The following is a 15,747-nucleotide window of genomic DNA, read 5'->3' on the forward strand; positions in this document are numbered from 1 at the left end:
TGTCACGACCGTTGGTCGTGACGTCCGGACCGGCCCGGGAACCTGCTTTTAACGCCAGACGCCGTTAAAATGCCCGCCATGAACGACACCCCTTACGACACGGCTCGTCTGAGCGAACTGGCCCAGGTGCTGATCGACAACATCCGCGAACTGGCCCAGGCCGGGTGGACGCCGGCGACCAGCAGCAATTTCTCGCACCGTCTGGATGACCAGCATGCGGCGATCACGGTGTCCGGCAAGGACAAGGGCCGCCTGATCGAGGACGACATCATGGTGGTGGACTTCGACGGCAAGGCCGTCGGCCGGCCGCTGCGTCCGTCTGCCGAGACGCTGCTGCATACGCAGCTGTATCGCCGGTTCCCGGAGATTGGCTGCGTGCTGCATACCCATTCGCCGGTGCAGACCATTGCCTCGCGGCTGTATGCGGCCAATGGGCATATCCGATTGGAGGGGTATGAGCTGCTGAAGGCCTTCCACGGCAACAGCACCCATGAAACCGCCGTGGACGTGCCGGTGTTCGCCAACACCCAGGACATGGACGAGCTGGCCGCCAAGGTCGAGCAGAAGCTGGACGAAGGCTGCATGTGGGGCTACCTGATCGACGGGCATGGCCTGTACGCGTGGGGCCGGGACATGGCCGAGGCGCGTCGGCACATGGAGGCGTTCGAGTTCCTGCTGCATTGCGAGCTGGAGCTGCGCAAGCTGCGCGGACCCTGAGCTACATGCTCCAGCGTCATCAGGTCGCGCCCCCATTCAGGGCCGGCCGCTGATACTCTTTGAGGTCCCCCTCGCCGTTCAAGCTGCCGCCATGAGCCGACTGCGCATTTACGATCACGATGAACCCCAATCCCCGGTGCTGGATACCCAGGACGGCGAGCTGATTGCCGCCGAGCTGGAGAAGATCGGGGTGACTTTCGAACGCTGGCAGGCGGCCCATGAGGTTTTACCGGGCGCGAGCCAGGACGAGGTGTTCGCCGCCTACCGCGCCGACATCGACCGGCTGGTGGCCCAGCACGGCTTCAAGAGCGTGGACGTGGCCTCGATCGCGCCGGACAACCCCAACCGCGCCGAGCTGCGGAAGAAGTTCCTGGACGAGCACTTCCACAAGGAAGATGAGGTCCGCTTCTTCGTGGCCGGCTCGGGGCTGTTCACGCTGCACGTGGACGACAAGGTCTATGAGATCGAGTGCGTGAAGAACGACCTGATCGCGGTGCCCGATGGCACTACGCACTGGTTCGACATGGGCGATGAGCCCAGCTTCGTGGCTATCCGCTTCTTCACAGAGCCGGATGGCTGGGTCGGGCACTTCACCGGCACGGACATCGCCCAGAAATTCCCCCGTTACGTTCCGACCAAGGCGTCCTGATCCATGCCCCACCCCACTGTCATCCTCACCGACATCGAAGGCACCACCAGCAGCATTTCGTTCGTGAAGAACGTGCTGTTTCCGTATGCGCGCAAGGCGTTGCCGGCGTTTGTCGCCGCGCATGGCCAGCAGCCGGAGGTGCGTCGCTGGCTGGATGCGGTGGCGGTGGAGATCGGCGGTGCCTGCCAGGACAGCCTCATCGTGGAAACCCTGCAGGGCTGGATCGACCAGGATCGCAAGCACACGGCGCTGAAGGCGCTGCAGGGCATGATCTGGGAAGATGGCTACCGCAACGGCGAGTACAAGGCGCACTTCTATCCGGAAGTGGCGGCAGTGCTGAGCGGTTGGCATGCCGAGGGCAAGCCGCTGTACGTGTACTCCTCCGGTTCGGTGCCGGCGCAGAAGCAGTTCTTCGGCTTCAGCGAGGCCGGCGACCTGACCGGGCTGGTGTCGGGCTGGTTCGATACCGAGATCGGCGGCAAGCGCGAGGCGGAAAGCTACCGCAACATCGTCAAGGCCATCGGCGTGCCGGCCGGGCAGATCGTGTTCCTGTCGGACGTGGTCGAAGAGCTGGATGCAGCCCGTGAAGCCGGCCTGCAGACCCGGCTGCTGGACCGCCTGGACGATTACCCGCTGCCGCGTACCGGCGAAGCGACGCACGGCCACGACCGCGTGGAAAATTTCCAGCAGATCACGCTGTAATCCAGGCCACGCGATCAGTATCGGAATATCGCACGAACGATTTCGGTAGGGTCGGTTCCCAAACGACTGCCGATAGCGGTCGTGACTTCTTTAACGCATGACCTCCGGCGAAAACGTCTCTCCGTTTGAGGTCATGCGTCCCAGCGCCGATCATCGTTACGTGCAGTCGTTTGGGAACCGACCCTACCGATCCGCAGCCCCAAATCCATCACGCCGCCCATCCCGCACGATGCCGGATGGTCACTGAACCGCCATCGCGTCGGCTACTGAGCGGATCCGCAGCGCGTTGCGCAGCGTTTCGAGTTCGGCATCGGCCTTCACCTTGATCCGCACCGGCTCGCCCGGCACCAGGTCGATGGCGTTGTCGTCCAGGGTGGCGTCCATTCCGTCGAAATCCACCCACACGCCGCGCGCCAGCTGCGCCGCGCGCAGCTCCAGCACGATGGCATCGCCGTCCTGGGTCCAGCGGCTGTCGATCTGTACCTTCGGCAGCTGCATGTCCTTGGCGGCCGCGAAGTAGACCACCTGGCGCGACAGCACACGCTTGCCCTCCAGCAGTTCCACCACCGCGACGGTTCGCGCGGGAGCCGCCTTACCCAGCAGCTGCGCATCGGTGAAACGCCCGACGTCCAGCGCCGACAGTGCCGGCACCGTCACCGCATGCTGTTGTTGCGAAACCTGGCGACCATCCACATCCATCACCCGCAACCGCCACTGCGCTTCCAGCGGCTGCTGCAGGTCATTGAGCAGGCTGACGCGGGTGACGCCTTCGTCACGCAATGCCGCCACGGCATGGTCGGCGAAGAACCGCTTCGCATGGAAATGCAGGGCCTTCCAGCGCCCGGCGTAATCGATGCTGGACCAGGACGCCCCCGGCCACACGTCATTGAGCTGCCAGTACAGCGAACCCATCGTGTACGGGCGAGAGGCGCGATGATGCAACGCGGCCAGTTCAATGCCTTCGGCCTGCATCACCTGGCTCAGGTAAACGAAATCAGCGAAGTCGCGCGGCGTGCCGAATTCCCGCTCGACGTACTGGAGCAGGCGCTGGTTGCCCTCGCCTGCCATGAATTTCTGGTGGGCCTTTACGGTAGCGCTGTCGACCTTCCGTTCGCCCGCGGGAATGATGCCGTCCAGCGTGCGCAGCACCGGCCACGCCTGCAGCCCGTATTCGGACATGAAGCGCGGTGTTTCGCGCAGGTAGGCCTGCACCGGCAGCGCCGGGTTGCCCCACACCTGCCAGTAGTGTTTGTCACCACGGGTCGAGTCGTTGGCCACGGTGTCCAGGTCGTTGCTGGGCGAACTGGACCAGTACGGCACGCCCAGCCCGTCCTCCGCCACCACCCTGCGCAGGTCGTTGCCGAACAGGTCGACGTAGCCCTGCCAGACACGTTCGGCAAACGCCGGATCGGCCGCCTTCAGGTCGCGGCCATGTCCCCAGTCCTTCCACGCGGTTTCTTCTTCGTTGTTGCCACACCACAGCACCACGCTGGGATGCGCGCGCAGCCGACGCACGTTGTCGCGCGCTTCGGCCACCACGTTGGCGCGGAACGCCGGATCGTAACCCGGCTGCATGCCGCCGCCGAACATGAAGTCCTGCCAGACCAGCAGGCCCAGCTCGTCGGCGATGTCGAAGAACGCGTCGTCTTCGTAATAGCCGCCGCCCCAGTTGCGCAGCATGTTCATGTTCGCATCGCGCGCGGCGGTCAGCTCGCGGCGGATCCGTGCCGGATCGACCCGCGCGGGGAACATGTCGAACGGAATGACATTGGCGCCCTTGGCGAAGATCGGCACGCCGTTGATGACGAAGGCGAAGCCCTGCCCGCCCTTGGCATCGTCCTCGCGGCGCAGCTCCACTGTGCGCAGCCCGGTGCGCATGCGGTATTCGGCCTCATCGGCGGTTCCCGCGTCGGCAACCACGCGCACGGTGTAGCGCGCCTGTTCGCCATGGCCTGCCGGCCACCAGCGCCGCGGCCGGTCCAGCGTCACCGGCACCGACAGCACCTGCTGGCCTGCACGCAGCGACGCCGTCTGCTTCACCGTCGCCGCCACCTGCCCATCCGGATCAAGCAGCGACACACTGAGCGGCAGGTTGCGCGGTGCCGCGCTGTCCACCTCCACCGCCACCGTCAGATCCGCGCGGCGCGCATCCAGCGCCAGCGTCTGCACGGCCACGTCGGTGATCCTCTGCGCGTTCCAGCTTTCCAGCCGCACCGGACGCCAGATGCCGGCCGTCACGTAACGCGGGCCCCAGTCCCACCCGAAGTGGTAACCCGGCTTGCGCACGAAATTGCCGACCATGGCCTCACGCGGTTCATCCCCATACGGCGACGGGTAGTTGCCGGCGATCTTGTGCGGCATCGCCTGCACGCTGGGCAGCAGGGTGCTGATCGGCGAACGGAACACGACGCGCAGGACGTTGCCACTGGCTCGCAGCCGCCCCTGCACCGGCGCGCGCCAGGTGCGGTGGCTGTTGTCGGCCCGCAGCAGGGGCTGGTCGTTGAGGCTGACCTCGGCAAACGTATCCAGACCCTCGAACACCAGTTCAGCGTGGGCGCACGCCAGGGTGGCGGCGTCAACGTCGAAGCGGGCCTGGTACTCCCAGTCGGCCAGGCCGATCCACTGCAGGCCGGCCTCGGGTGCACCGGCGTACGGATCGGGAATGCGCCTGGCCGCCAGCAGGTCGGTGTGCACCGCGCCGGGGACCGACGCCGGCCGCCACTGCGCCGCCTCCGGATGCGCCTTCCCCTGCGCGTTGCCCGGCAGCAGCCGGAACGACCACTGCGCCTGCAGCGGCGCTGCCGCAGCAGGAAGCGCGTGCAGCGCAAGCAGAAGAACCAGTCCAACGCCCCATACCCACACCTTCATGCCCCACCCCGTAGCGCCGGGCGGTGCCCGGCCGTGCCGTTGGACCGGGCGCTCCCCCGGTCATGCAGTTGCGCCGGGCCACGCCCGGCGCCCTTCATTGCGTTCAGCGCACCACGTTGAGCACTTCGTAGCACGCGCCCATGGTGTGGTAGTCGGTCTTGCCCGCCGGGCTCTTTTCGTTGCTGTATTTGCGGTTGTCCGCATCCAGGATGCGATACCAGGCGCCGTACTGGTGGTCGATCATGTGCTGCCAGGCGTACGCCCAGAGCTTGTCGTACCAGTCCCAGTAGACCGCGTCACCGGTACGCGCGGCCAGCAGCGCGGCGGTCGCCAGCGATTCGGCCTGCACCCAGAAGTACTTGTCGTCGTCGCACACGCTGCCGTCCGGTGCGAACCCGTAGTACAGGCCGCCGCGCGCTTCGTCCCAGCTGCGCTCGACGGCAACATCGAACAGGTGGCGCGCGGTCGGCACCAGCCAGTCGGCCTGCACATGGCGGTCGAGGATCAGCAGCAGCTTGGCCCACTCGGTCTGGTGGCCGGGCTGGAAGCCCCACGGGCGGAACAGGTGCTTGGGGTTGTCGAGGTTGTAGTTCCAGTCGATCTGCCAGTTGCGGTCGTAGTGCTCCCAGACCAGCCCCTCGCCCTGCGCGGCCTGGCGGCGGGTCATGTGGTCGGCCAGCAGCAGCGCACGATCGCGGTAGCGGGCTTCGCCACTGGCCTCAAACGCAGCCAGCATCGCCTCGCACATGTGCATGTTGGCGTTCTGGCCGCGGTAGTCGCTGAAGTTCCACTCGGCGTCCGCTTCGTCCTTGTAGAGGCCGAATTCGGGCTCCCAGAAGCGCGTTTCCAGCAACGCCCAGGTTTCATCCATCCACGCACGGGCTTCGTCGATGCCGGCCTTCAGCGCGCAGCTGTAGGCCAGCAGCACGAAGGCCACGCCGTAGCAGTGGTTGGTGGCATCTTCGACCACGCCGTCGCGCAGGGTCCAGGCGTAGCCGCCGGTGACGGGGTTGCGGTGCACCTCACGCAGGTAGCGGATGCCGTGTTCCACCGCCTTCAGGTCGTCCGCCTTGCCGAATTCGCGGTAGGCCATGGCGTGGTTGAACACGAAGCGGGTGCTGCTCACCAGGTGGCGGTGGCTGGCGTCGTAGACCGTGCCATCGTCCAGGTAGTAGTGGAAGAAGCCGCCGTTGGGGTCGATCTCGTGCGGCTGGTAGAACGCCATGCTCTGCGCGATGTGCGCGCGCAGGAATTCCGGCGAACGGAAATCAGGCTGGGCGGGAATGGCGGTGGTCATGCGGCGGTTTCCTGTTGTTGCTGCAGCAGTGTCTGGACATCGGCCAGGCTGGGCATCGCGGCGAACGCGCCCTTGCGGGTCACGGCCAGCGCGCCAACGGCGGCACCGAAACGGATGGCGTCCTGCAGCCCGGCCGCATCGCGGCAGAAGTCGACGAACGCATCGCCATCGGCACCGCGCTCACCGAGCGCGAACAGCAGCCCGCCCACGAACGCATCGCCTGCGGCGGTGGTGTCCACGGCAGGCACCTGGAAGCCGGTGACCACGCCGCTGCCATGGCGGGTGTGCCAACGCATCGGCGCGGCGCCATCGGTGACCACCACGGCCTGCGCATGGGCCGCCAGCAGGCGCTGGATGACCAGGGCATTGCCGTCGGCGCCCAGCGGCGCGGCCAGGTAGTCAAGTTCCTCGCGCGAGAGCTTGACCAGGTCGGCCAGCACCAGCGCTTCCCACAGCTGCGCGGTCGGATCGACATCGGCCGGCCACAGCGCCGGGCGCAGATTGAGGTCCAGGCTGACCATCGCGCCGGCCGCACGTGCGCGCTGCATGCCGTCGAGCGTGGCCTGGGCGATCGCCGCTTCGGTCAGGCTGTTGGAGCACACGTGGAAGCTGCGGGTGCCGTCGAAACAGGCCGGGCTGAAGTGCTCGGCGCGGAAAAGCAGGTCCGCGGCCGGCGGCCGGTAGAAGCTGAAACTACGCTCGCCGTGCGCGTCCAACGCCACGAACGCCAGCGCGGTCTTGGCCGCGTCGGTGCGCACGATGCAGTCGGTGGCGACCCCGGCACCGGCCAGGCTCTCGGCAAGGAAGTCGCCGAACATGTCCTGGCCGAGCATACCGGCGAAATGGGTGTCCGCCCCGAGCCGCGCGGCGGCCACGGCAACGTTGGCAGGGGCACCGCCGGCGTACTGCAGGAACGCGCGCGGCGTGTCCGGCGTGGCCGGCGGCTGCGCAAGTAGATCGATCAAAATTTCGCCGAAACAAACAATCTTGGTCATGACGCGCTCAGCCCCCCTGGCTGAAACCGGCGCGCGGGCGCGAGCCCCACACGCCGTAGAAGAGGATGTAGCCGTAGCACAGCAACGGCAGGATGAAAGACAGGTGCAGGCCGATGCGGTCGGCCAGCAGGCCCTGCAGGAACGGGATGATCGCGCCACCGACGATGGCCATGATCAGCAGGCTGGAGGCCTTGTTGGTCAGCGCGCCCAGCCGCTCGATGCTGAGCGCGAAGATGGTCGGGAACATGATCGAGTTGAACAGGCCGATGGCCACCACCGAGTACATCGCCACCTGCCCTTCGGTGGCCATGGTCACTGCCAGCAGCACCGCGTTGGCCGCGGCAAACAGGGTAAGCAGGAGGCGCGGGGAGAAGCGGGTCATGATCGCCGAGCCGGCGAAGCGGCCGATCATCGCCATCGTCCAGTAGGCCGACACGTATCCGGTGGCCTGCTGTTCGGTCAGGCCGCCGATGTTCGGCATCGACAGGTAATTGACCAGGAAGCTGCCGATCGAGACTTCCGCACCGACGTAGAAGAAGATGCCCAGCACCCCGAAGGTCACGTGGCGGTGGCGCAGCGCATCCATCAGGGTGTGCTTGACCGGGTCGGCCTGTTCGGTGGTTTCATTCAACGCCGGCAGGCGGAACAGGTAGACGAACACCGCCAGCAGCGCCAGCGCGATCGCCAGGCCCACGTACGGGCCCTGCACCGACTGTGCTTCCTGGGTGCGGTAGGCCAGCTGTTCGGCCGCGCCGAGTGCGGCCAGTTCATCGGCACTCTTGACCGTGTTGCCGAGGATCAGCAGGCCGCCGAAGATCGGCGCGATCGCCGTACCCAGCGAGTTCAACGCCTGCGCCAGGGTCAGGCGGCTCGAGGCGGTCTGTTCCGGGCCGAGCAGCGCCACGTACGGATTGGCCGCCACCTGCAGCACGGTGATGCCGGTGGCCAGCACGAACAGCGCACCAAGGAAGGCTTCATATACACGCAGTTCGGCGGCCGGCCAGAAGCCGAGCGCGCCAACGGCGGCGATGGCCAGGCCGGCCACGATGCCCTTCTTGTAGCCCAGGTGCGCCACCAGCCGGCCGGCCGGCAGCGACATCAGGAAGTACGCGCCGAAGAAGGTGAACTGCACCAGCATCGCCTTGGCGTAGTTCAGTTCGAACACCGCCTTCAGGTGCGGAATCAGGATGTCGTTGAGGCAGGTCAGGAACCCCCACATGAAGAAGATCGTGGTGGCCACCGCCAGCGCCATGCGCGTGTTGACCACGGGCGCGGTGGATGACGATGTGGGCAGGCGATGCGTTGGAGAAATGGGCATGCGTAACGCGCCTCAGTGTGCGGGTAGGTGAAAGGGAACGGGATCAGCCGACGGCGGGACCGCTGCTGTCACGGATACGGAGCTGCACCGGTGCCACGGTATGGCGCGGTGCGGCGGTGGGATCGTCCAGCCGCTGCAGGAGCAGTTCGGCCGCCTGGCGGCCGCGCTCGCGCGGATTGACGGTAAGGGTGGTCAGCGGCGGCAACGCCACCGCTGCTTCGGAGATGTCATCGAACCCGGTCACCGCGAAATCGCGGCCCGGCTGCACGCCGCGCGACGCCAGGCCCAGCATCAGGCCCAAGGCTACCGTGTCGTTGTAGCAGACCGCCGCGGTAGGCACGTCGCCGGCGAACAACTCGCCCGAACGCGCTGCGGCTTCCAACCGGTTCGGCGCTGATTCAATCAGCCAGTCCGGCTTCACCGACAACCCCGCCTCTGCCAGGGCCTGCGCGTAGCCAGTACGGCGCTGGTGGCAGGAGCTGGACTCGGCATGGCCGCCGAAGAAGGCGATGCGGCGATGGCCCTGCTCGATCAGGTGGCGGGTGGCCAGGTAAGCGCCCTGCTGGTTGTCCAGGGTGAGGAAATCCCAGTCGCCGCCCTTGAGCTCGCGGTTGAACAGCAGCACGTTGGCATAGCCCACGGCCTGGCGCACTTCGGTGGCATCGCTGCCTTCGGCCGGCGACAGGATCAGGCCGGCCGGGGTGTGTTCCATCAGCGTGGTCAACACCGCCTGCTGCCGCACCGGCGATTCACCGGTGCTGCCCAGCAGGGTCACGTAGCCCTTCGCGCCAAGCGCCTCGTCTACACCGGAAGCGAATTCGGCGAAGAACGGGTTGGACAGGTCGTTGATGACCAGTGCCACGCTGGTCGAGGTCCGCCGGCGCAGGTTGGCTGCGCCCCGGTTGTACACATAACGCTGCCGGCGCAGTTCGGCTTCCACCCGCGCGCGGGTGTCGACATTGACCAGCGGGCTGCCCCGCAGCACCAGCGACACCGTGGCACGCGACACGCCGATGGCATCGGCGATGTCGGTCACGGTGACCGCACGTGCGGCACCGGCACGGGGCGTGCTGGCGCGGGTTCCCTTGGCAGCGGAAGTGTCCTTTTTCATCGTGGCGTCGGCGTCCTCATGGTCCTGCAAGCCTAAACGATCACATCGGTCAACGGATCGCGGCCGGCGGGCTCATTCCAGCGCGGCCCCCGGGGTGGCGCAGTACGACTCCGGCAGGGCATCGACCTGGGTACCCCAGCCGGTTTCCGGTGCGGTGTCGCCCAGGGTGTAGGCGATGGTGCCGCCCTGCTGCAGGCGGTTCCAGTCCAGCCACACCGGGGCATGCGCCTGGCCATCGACCTGCACGCCCTGCACGTACTGCAGCTTGCGGCCGTCGGCACCGGGGGCCTGCAGGCGCAACGTGCGGCCCTGGCCGAGGTCGACCTCGACCTTGGCAAAGCGCGGGGTATGCAGCAGGAACTCGCCGCTGCCCGGCACCGCCGGGTACAGGCCCAGCGCGCTGAACAGGTACCACGCCGACATGGTGCCCAGGTCATCGTTGCCGGTGACGCCATTGGGGGCGTTGGTGAACAGCTGCTGCGCGGCGCGCACCACCGTGGCGGTCTTCCACGGCTGGCCGATCAGCGTGTACATCCACGGCGCATGCAGGTCCGGTTCGTTGTTGGGGTTGTAGCGGTACTGGTTGTAGTAGCTGTACGGGCCCACCACCCATTCCTTGCGGGCGGCCTGCAGCGGCGACTGCAGCAGCGCGTCGTAGGCGAAGAACGCATCCAGGCGCTTGCCGGCGTTCTCGCGGCCGTGCATGGCCTGGACCAGGCCGGGGATGTCCTGCTGGGCCAGCCACTGGTACTGCCACGCGGTGCCTTCATGGAACCCATGGTGCGAGCGCGGGCTGTAATGCCCGTCGGCCGGCAGGTACCACTTGCCATCGTCCATGCGCGGGCGCGGGAAGCCGCTCATGCCGGTTTCCTCGTCACGCACGCTCGGGTCCCACACCTTCTGCCAGTTGCGGCCGCGCTGGCGCAGCACGCCGGCATCGTCGGCATGGCCCAGGCCATCGGCCATCTGCGCCAGCGCGCAGTCGGCCAGGGCGTATTCCAGGGTGGCCGAGCCGCCGTGGTGCGGATCGACATCCATGCCCTTGGACGGGAAGGCGCGGTCGTAGGCGACGTAGCCATTCTCTACATAGCCCGGGTTACCCGAGCGGCCGGCATGCCGCGAGTTCATCGGCGGCAGTTCGAAGGCATTGCGGCGCAGTGCGGTGTAGGCCTCGCCTTCGCGCCCGGCAAGCGCGCCGAAGCGCCACAGGTCGACCATGAAGGGGGTGACCGGGTCGCCGGTCATGATGTTCGTTTCGAAGTTCGCATAGCCCCAGCGCGGCAGCCAACCGCCCTGCTCGTTGATCGCCAGCAGGCTGCGGCCGATATCCCTGGTCACCTGCGGGCGGGTCAGCGCCAGCCACTGGTTCTGCGCACGGTAGGTATCCCACAGCGAGAAATACTCGTAATAGGTCCAGCCCTCGGCGCGGTGGATGTTGTCGTCGTAGCCACGGTAGCGGCCGTCGGCATCGCTGCCGGTCAGCGGCTGCAGCAGCGCGTGGTACAGCGCGGTGTAGAGCACGGTGCGGTCGTCGGCATGCTTGCTGTCCACGCGCACGGTGGACAGTTCCTTGCGCCACTGCTGCTGCGACAGGCTGCGCATGCGCTCGAAGCCAAGCAGGCGGCCATCCTGCATGCCATCGCTGCGCAGGTTGGCGCGTGCGCCGTCGGCATCCACGTGCGAAATGGCGCTGACCGCGGTTACCGCGCGGCCCTTGGACAGATCGAAGCTCAGCCACGCGCCGCTGGGCTTGAGCTCGCCTTCCATGCCATGGCGGGCGCCGGGCAGGCCACCGCCCTCGCCCCAGGTGCCGTGGGCCTTGAACGGGCGGTCGAACTCGATGCGGAACCAGGTGGTGTACTGGTGGCCACCGCAGAAGCTCTTGGTGACCAGCTTGCCTTCGACCACGCGGTCGCCGACCACGTCGATCACGCTGCCGATCACCGAATGGCGCTCGTTGGCCTGGCCCACGTTGACCAGCACGTGGCCGGTACCGGCGTCGGCCGGGAAGGTGTAGCGCTCGGCGGCGGCACGGGTGCGTGCGGTAGCTTCGGCGTCGATGCCGCCGTAGCTGGTCAGGCGCACCTTGTAGTAGCCGGCCTGGCCGACTTCGCCTTCGTGGGTGTAACCGGAGGCGTAGGCCTTGTGGTCGAAGCTCTTGGCGGTGTCGGTATCGAAATCACCGCCCGGGCCGATGGTGCCGGTCACCGGCAGCACCGAGACCTGGCCGCCCTGCTCCCAGCAGCCGGCGCCGGACAGGAAGGAATGGCCGAACCCGCGGATCTTGGGATCGTCATAGCGCCAGCCGGCATAGTGTTCGCCGATCGGGCTCACCTGGATCAGGCCGAACGGGGCCGAGGCGCCCGGGAACGTATTGCCGTCATCCTTGCTGCCGATGAAGGTGTTGACCTCCCGCTCGAGCGCGGCCGGGGCGGCGTGCAGGACCGGGGTGAAGGCCAGCACGGTCAGGCAGGCCAGGCCCGCCAGCGGGCGGCGCAGGGGCGGAAGGGCAAGGCGGGACGGCAATCGGCGCATGCAGTGGGTCCTATGGTTTGGATCGCTCCAAAGTCACGACGACGTGAATTTAGATCGATTTAAGTAAACCATGGACAAATTGCGGGATGCATTCTGCGGCGCAACATAACAAACCACCCACCAGGGGCCATAGGCACATCTGCCCCCTCCCGTCCATATTGCGCAGCAGCATGCGTCCCGGGCCCGGCCGTGTTAAAAATTCGCCGCCAGCGGTTTAGATCGATCCAACTCCAAACCGTCACAGAACCGGCCACGGCGGGCGTGGAGACCTGTAACCCCACGCCAATTCGGCCTCCGAATTTAGATCGATACAACGTGTCAGCCATACGCTTCAATCCAAGGGAGAGAGTGGAATGAACCAGATGTCCCGCAAACACGGCCGCGACGCGTTGTCGGCCGCCATCACCTTCGCATTGGCCGCCGCCGCCTTCGTGCCGGCCGCCGCGTTCGCCCAGCAGGCCACCACCCCGTCCGAGACCCCCTCGGCAACCACGCTCGACAGCGTGCAGGTGACCGGCTACCGCTACGCGATCGAGAAGAGCCTGCAGCAGAAGCGCGACGCCAACGCCGTGGTCGAAGTGATCACGGCCGAAGACGTGGGCAAGTTCCCCGACAAGAACGTCGCCGATTCGCTGCAGCGCGTGCCGGGCGTGGTGATCACCCGTGACGGCGGCGAAGGCAAGAGCGTCAGCGTGCGCGGCCTGGACCCGGACCTGACCCTGACCCAGTTGAACGGCAATTACATCGCCACCTCGGAAACCAATGACGAGGCGAGCCGTTCGTTCAATTACACCCTGCTGCCGTCGAACATGCTGTCCAGCGCCGAGCTGTTCAAGTCGCCCGAAGCGCGCATCGACGAAGGCGGCATCGGCGGCACGGTCATCCTGCACACCCGCCGCCCGCTGGAGATGGAGTCCAACTCCGGCTACGTGACCCTGGAAGGCACCTCCTCGGACAACAGCCGTGACGTCGACCCGCAGGCGTCGGCGCTCTACTCCTGGCACAGCGACGACGAGCGCTTCGGCGTGCTGGTCGGCGTGACCCAGCAGAAGCGCACCAGCCGCACCATGGAAGCCACCACGGAAAACTACCAGTGGTATGGCACCGACACCACCGCGCGCGACGTGTTCGGCAATGACATGAACCAGGGGGGCGTCAACTACTGGTGGGGCAACTCCGGCTTCAACGACCAGAACGGCCGCAACTACACCGACTTCTACATGCCGACCTCGGTGAACTTCGCGGTCAAGGAAGAAGAGCGCCAGCGCAAGGGCGGTCAGCTGACCTTCCAGTTCAAGCCGACCGACAACGTAACGCTGACGGCGAACTACTTCCGCTTCGAGCTGGAGGGTGATTACACCCAGAACATGCTCAAGATTCCGGAATGGAACATGGCCCGCTACAACCAGGACGGCAACTGGGCCGGCGGTCGCCTGCTCAACGGCCTGACCATGGATCCCAGCGGCTCCATCGTCACCGGCGCGCAGTTCGAGAAAATCCCGGGCAAGACCTATTACTGCAGTGAAGACGAAGCTGCCGCCGCCGGCCTGCCGCCGGGTGGCTGGGGTCCGGACGATTGCACCATCCCCACCCCGCAGCTGACCGGCGATTACAGCCGCGAAAAGGCGCTGTCGCAGACCGCCGACCTGAGCGTCGACTGGGACATCAGCCCGCTGTGGAAGGCGTCCTTCAGCGGCGGCCGCACCTGGTCCGAAGGTGGCCCGTCGATGAAGTTCCGCATGTCGGCCAAGCCGCGCCGCCGTGTCGATGGCGTGTGGCAGACCGGCAACCAGTACTCGGCATGGGACCTGACCGGCACGCCGTCGGCCACGTTCTCGCCCGACCTGCAGCAGCAGCTGATGAACGGCATTGCTGAAGTGGACACCGGCTCGACCGATTCGTCCTGGATGCAGACCGAGATCAAGCAGAACCACTTCCAGGCCGACTTCACCAAGCTGTTCGAGACCGGCTGGCTGGATTCGTTCCAGTTCGGCGCCAAGTACAGCGATGGCAAGGTCCACCGCAATACCGGCAACACGTACTGGGTCTGCCCGGGCACCGACCCCGCCGACTATGACAACAACCGCTACCAGGCGGGCTGCGACAACACGGCCGGTATCGCGCAGCCGGGCTTCTTCCTGTCCAACCCGATCAGCGGCATCAACGGCGGTTTCAACGCCAACGTGTTCCCGGGCATCAACTACCCGGCGTACATCAACTACCTCAACGACCGCTACGGCGGTTCGCACAACCGCACCGAAGAAGACTTCGTCTACAACGTCAACGAGAAGGTCTACGCCGGCTACTTCCAGGCCAACTTCCGTACCGACCGCCTGCGCGGTAACGTCGGCCTGCGCGTGGTGCGTACCGAGCAGTTCGCACAGTCCAGCGATGCGATCGAACGCTTCAACGACTACTTCCTCGACAACGCGTCCGGCGCACCGATGTCGTGTACCGACCCGGCGGCGGCAGCGTTCCCGACCTACGGTTGCGAAAGCGGCTTCGTCCGCCTGCCTGACAGCCTGGCGCGGCAGAAGTCGTTCGAGCTGATCGGCACCGACAAGACCTACACCGACTTCCTGCCGAGCTTCAACATCGCCTGGGACATCACCGAGAACCTGGTGCTGCGCGGCGCGGCGTCGAAGGTGATCGCGCGCCCGAGCTACACCAGCATTGCCGCTCCTGGCGCACTGAGCTACTACAGCGCCGAGTACGTCAACGACCGTCGCGTCGCCGGTGGCGCGCCGCAGGAAGGCTGGCAGGGCCACGGCAGCAACAAGAACCTGGAGCCGTTCGAGGCCACCCAGTTCGACGTGGGCCTGGAGTGGTACTTCAAGCCGGGCGCGGTCGCGGGTATCGGCCTGTTCCGCAAGAACGTCGACAACTTCACCGTGCCGGTGGTGCGTGACGTGCAGATGGTGGTCGGCGGCGAGTCGGTCACGGTGCAGGATTACGAGACCCAGGCCAACGGCCGCGATGGCGTGTCGCAGGGCGTGGAACTGTACGGTCAGTACACGTTCGACATGGGCTTCGGTGTGCAGGCCAACTACACCTACAACGACACCAACCTGGCCTCGATCGTGCTCGATGGTGAAAGCATCGGTTCGTCGCCGCTGGTCGGCAGCGCCAAGAACCAGGCCAACGTGACGGTGTTCTACGAGAACGAGAAGTTCCTGGCGCGCGCCTCGTACAACCGTCGCGGTGAAGTGGTCGGTGGCCTGAACGGCGGCATGACCGAGTACACCGAGCCGTACGCACAGCTCGATCTGAACGTGGCCTACAACTTCACCGACGCGCTGACCTTCACCGCCTCCGTGTTGAATGCCACCAAGGAAGAACAGCGCGTCCACCTCGGCAACGATACCGATGCCCGTCTGATCTCCAGCCTGTACTCGGGACGCCAGCTGTACTTCGGCGCGACCTACAAGTTCTAAGCGTCAACCCAACCCTGCCTTCGGGCAGGGGAAACGCTCCTCCACGGCAACCGCGCTTTCATAGGCGGTTGTCGTTTTTTTTGGGCGTCGGCTTCGATTATTTTCATGCGTTACCAGGCGA

Annotated in this window: 10 protein-coding genes; 4 read left to right on the forward strand and 6 right to left on the reverse strand. The window is 66.3% G+C overall.

The window, feature by feature from the left end:
• Window positions 1-78 precede the first annotated feature (78 nt).
• The 3 genes from ACQG3P_RS18640 to mtnC all read left to right on the forward strand — a co-directional run bounded on the left by ACQG3P_RS18640 (window position 79) and on the right by mtnC (window position 2,068).
• Entirely contained in the window at window positions 79-717 is a 639-nt protein-coding gene (locus ACQG3P_RS18640; protein ID WP_093534509.1) for a methylthioribulose 1-phosphate dehydratase, read from the forward strand.
• A gap of 91 nt (window positions 718-808) precedes the next feature.
• Entirely contained in the window at window positions 809-1,366 is a 558-nt protein-coding gene (locus ACQG3P_RS18645) for a 1,2-dihydroxy-3-keto-5-methylthiopentene dioxygenase (RefSeq protein ID WP_426805861.1), read from the forward strand.
• A 3-nt stretch (window positions 1,367-1,369) separates the two neighbouring features.
• Complete coding sequence (gene mtnC, locus ACQG3P_RS18650) at window positions 1,370-2,068, forward strand: acireductone synthase (protein WP_249834203.1); 699 nt, start codon at window positions 1,370-1,372, stop codon at window positions 2,066-2,068.
• A gap of 240 nt (window positions 2,069-2,308) precedes the next feature.
• Here the strand turns inward: mtnC and ACQG3P_RS18655 are convergent, their stop codons facing one another.
• From ACQG3P_RS18655 to ACQG3P_RS18680, 6 genes are all read right to left on the reverse strand, one after another.
• Window positions 2,309-4,936 carry a beta-mannosidase gene (locus tag ACQG3P_RS18655; RefSeq protein ID WP_426805862.1) on the reverse strand — a complete coding sequence of 876 codons (2,628 nt, stop codon included), beginning with the start codon at window positions 4,934-4,936 and terminating at the stop codon, window positions 2,309-2,311.
• Window positions 4,937-5,039: 103 nt separating this feature from the next.
• Complete coding sequence (locus ACQG3P_RS18660; protein WP_426805863.1) at window positions 5,040-6,233, reverse strand: AGE family epimerase/isomerase; 1,194 nt, start codon at window positions 6,231-6,233, stop codon at window positions 5,040-5,042.
• On the reverse strand, window positions 6,230-7,228 hold the full coding sequence (locus ACQG3P_RS18665) for a carbohydrate kinase family protein (RefSeq protein ID WP_426805864.1): 999 nt from the start codon (window positions 7,226-7,228) through the stop codon (window positions 6,230-6,232). Before ACQG3P_RS18665 ends, ACQG3P_RS18660 begins: the two co-directional genes overlap by 4 nt.
• A gap of 7 nt (window positions 7,229-7,235) precedes the next feature.
• Complete coding sequence (fucP, locus tag ACQG3P_RS18670; RefSeq protein WP_426805865.1) at window positions 7,236-8,546, reverse strand: L-fucose:H+ symporter permease; 1,311 nt, start codon at window positions 8,544-8,546, stop codon at window positions 7,236-7,238.
• Between the two features lie 43 nt (window positions 8,547-8,589).
• Window positions 8,590-9,657 (reverse strand): LacI family DNA-binding transcriptional regulator, encoded by a 1,068-nt coding sequence (locus ACQG3P_RS18675; RefSeq protein ID WP_093534539.1) that lies wholly within the window; start codon window positions 9,655-9,657, stop codon window positions 8,590-8,592.
• A 72-nt stretch (window positions 9,658-9,729) separates the two neighbouring features.
• Window positions 9,730-12,192, reverse strand: coding sequence for a GH92 family glycosyl hydrolase (locus tag ACQG3P_RS18680; RefSeq protein WP_426805866.1), 2,463 nt, complete (start codon window positions 12,190-12,192; stop codon window positions 9,730-9,732).
• 353 nt (window positions 12,193-12,545) lie between these two features.
• Here ACQG3P_RS18680 and ACQG3P_RS18685 point away from each other — a divergent pair, with 353 nt between their 5' ends.
• Entirely contained in the window at window positions 12,546-15,626 is a 3,081-nt protein-coding gene (locus tag ACQG3P_RS18685) for a TonB-dependent receptor (protein WP_426805867.1), read from the forward strand.
• Window positions 15,627-15,747 lie beyond the last annotated feature (121 nt).

The organism is Stenotrophomonas sp. SrG (assembly GCF_050031795.1).
Taxonomy (GTDB): Bacteria; Pseudomonadota; Gammaproteobacteria; order Xanthomonadales; family Xanthomonadaceae; genus Stenotrophomonas; species Stenotrophomonas rhizophila_A.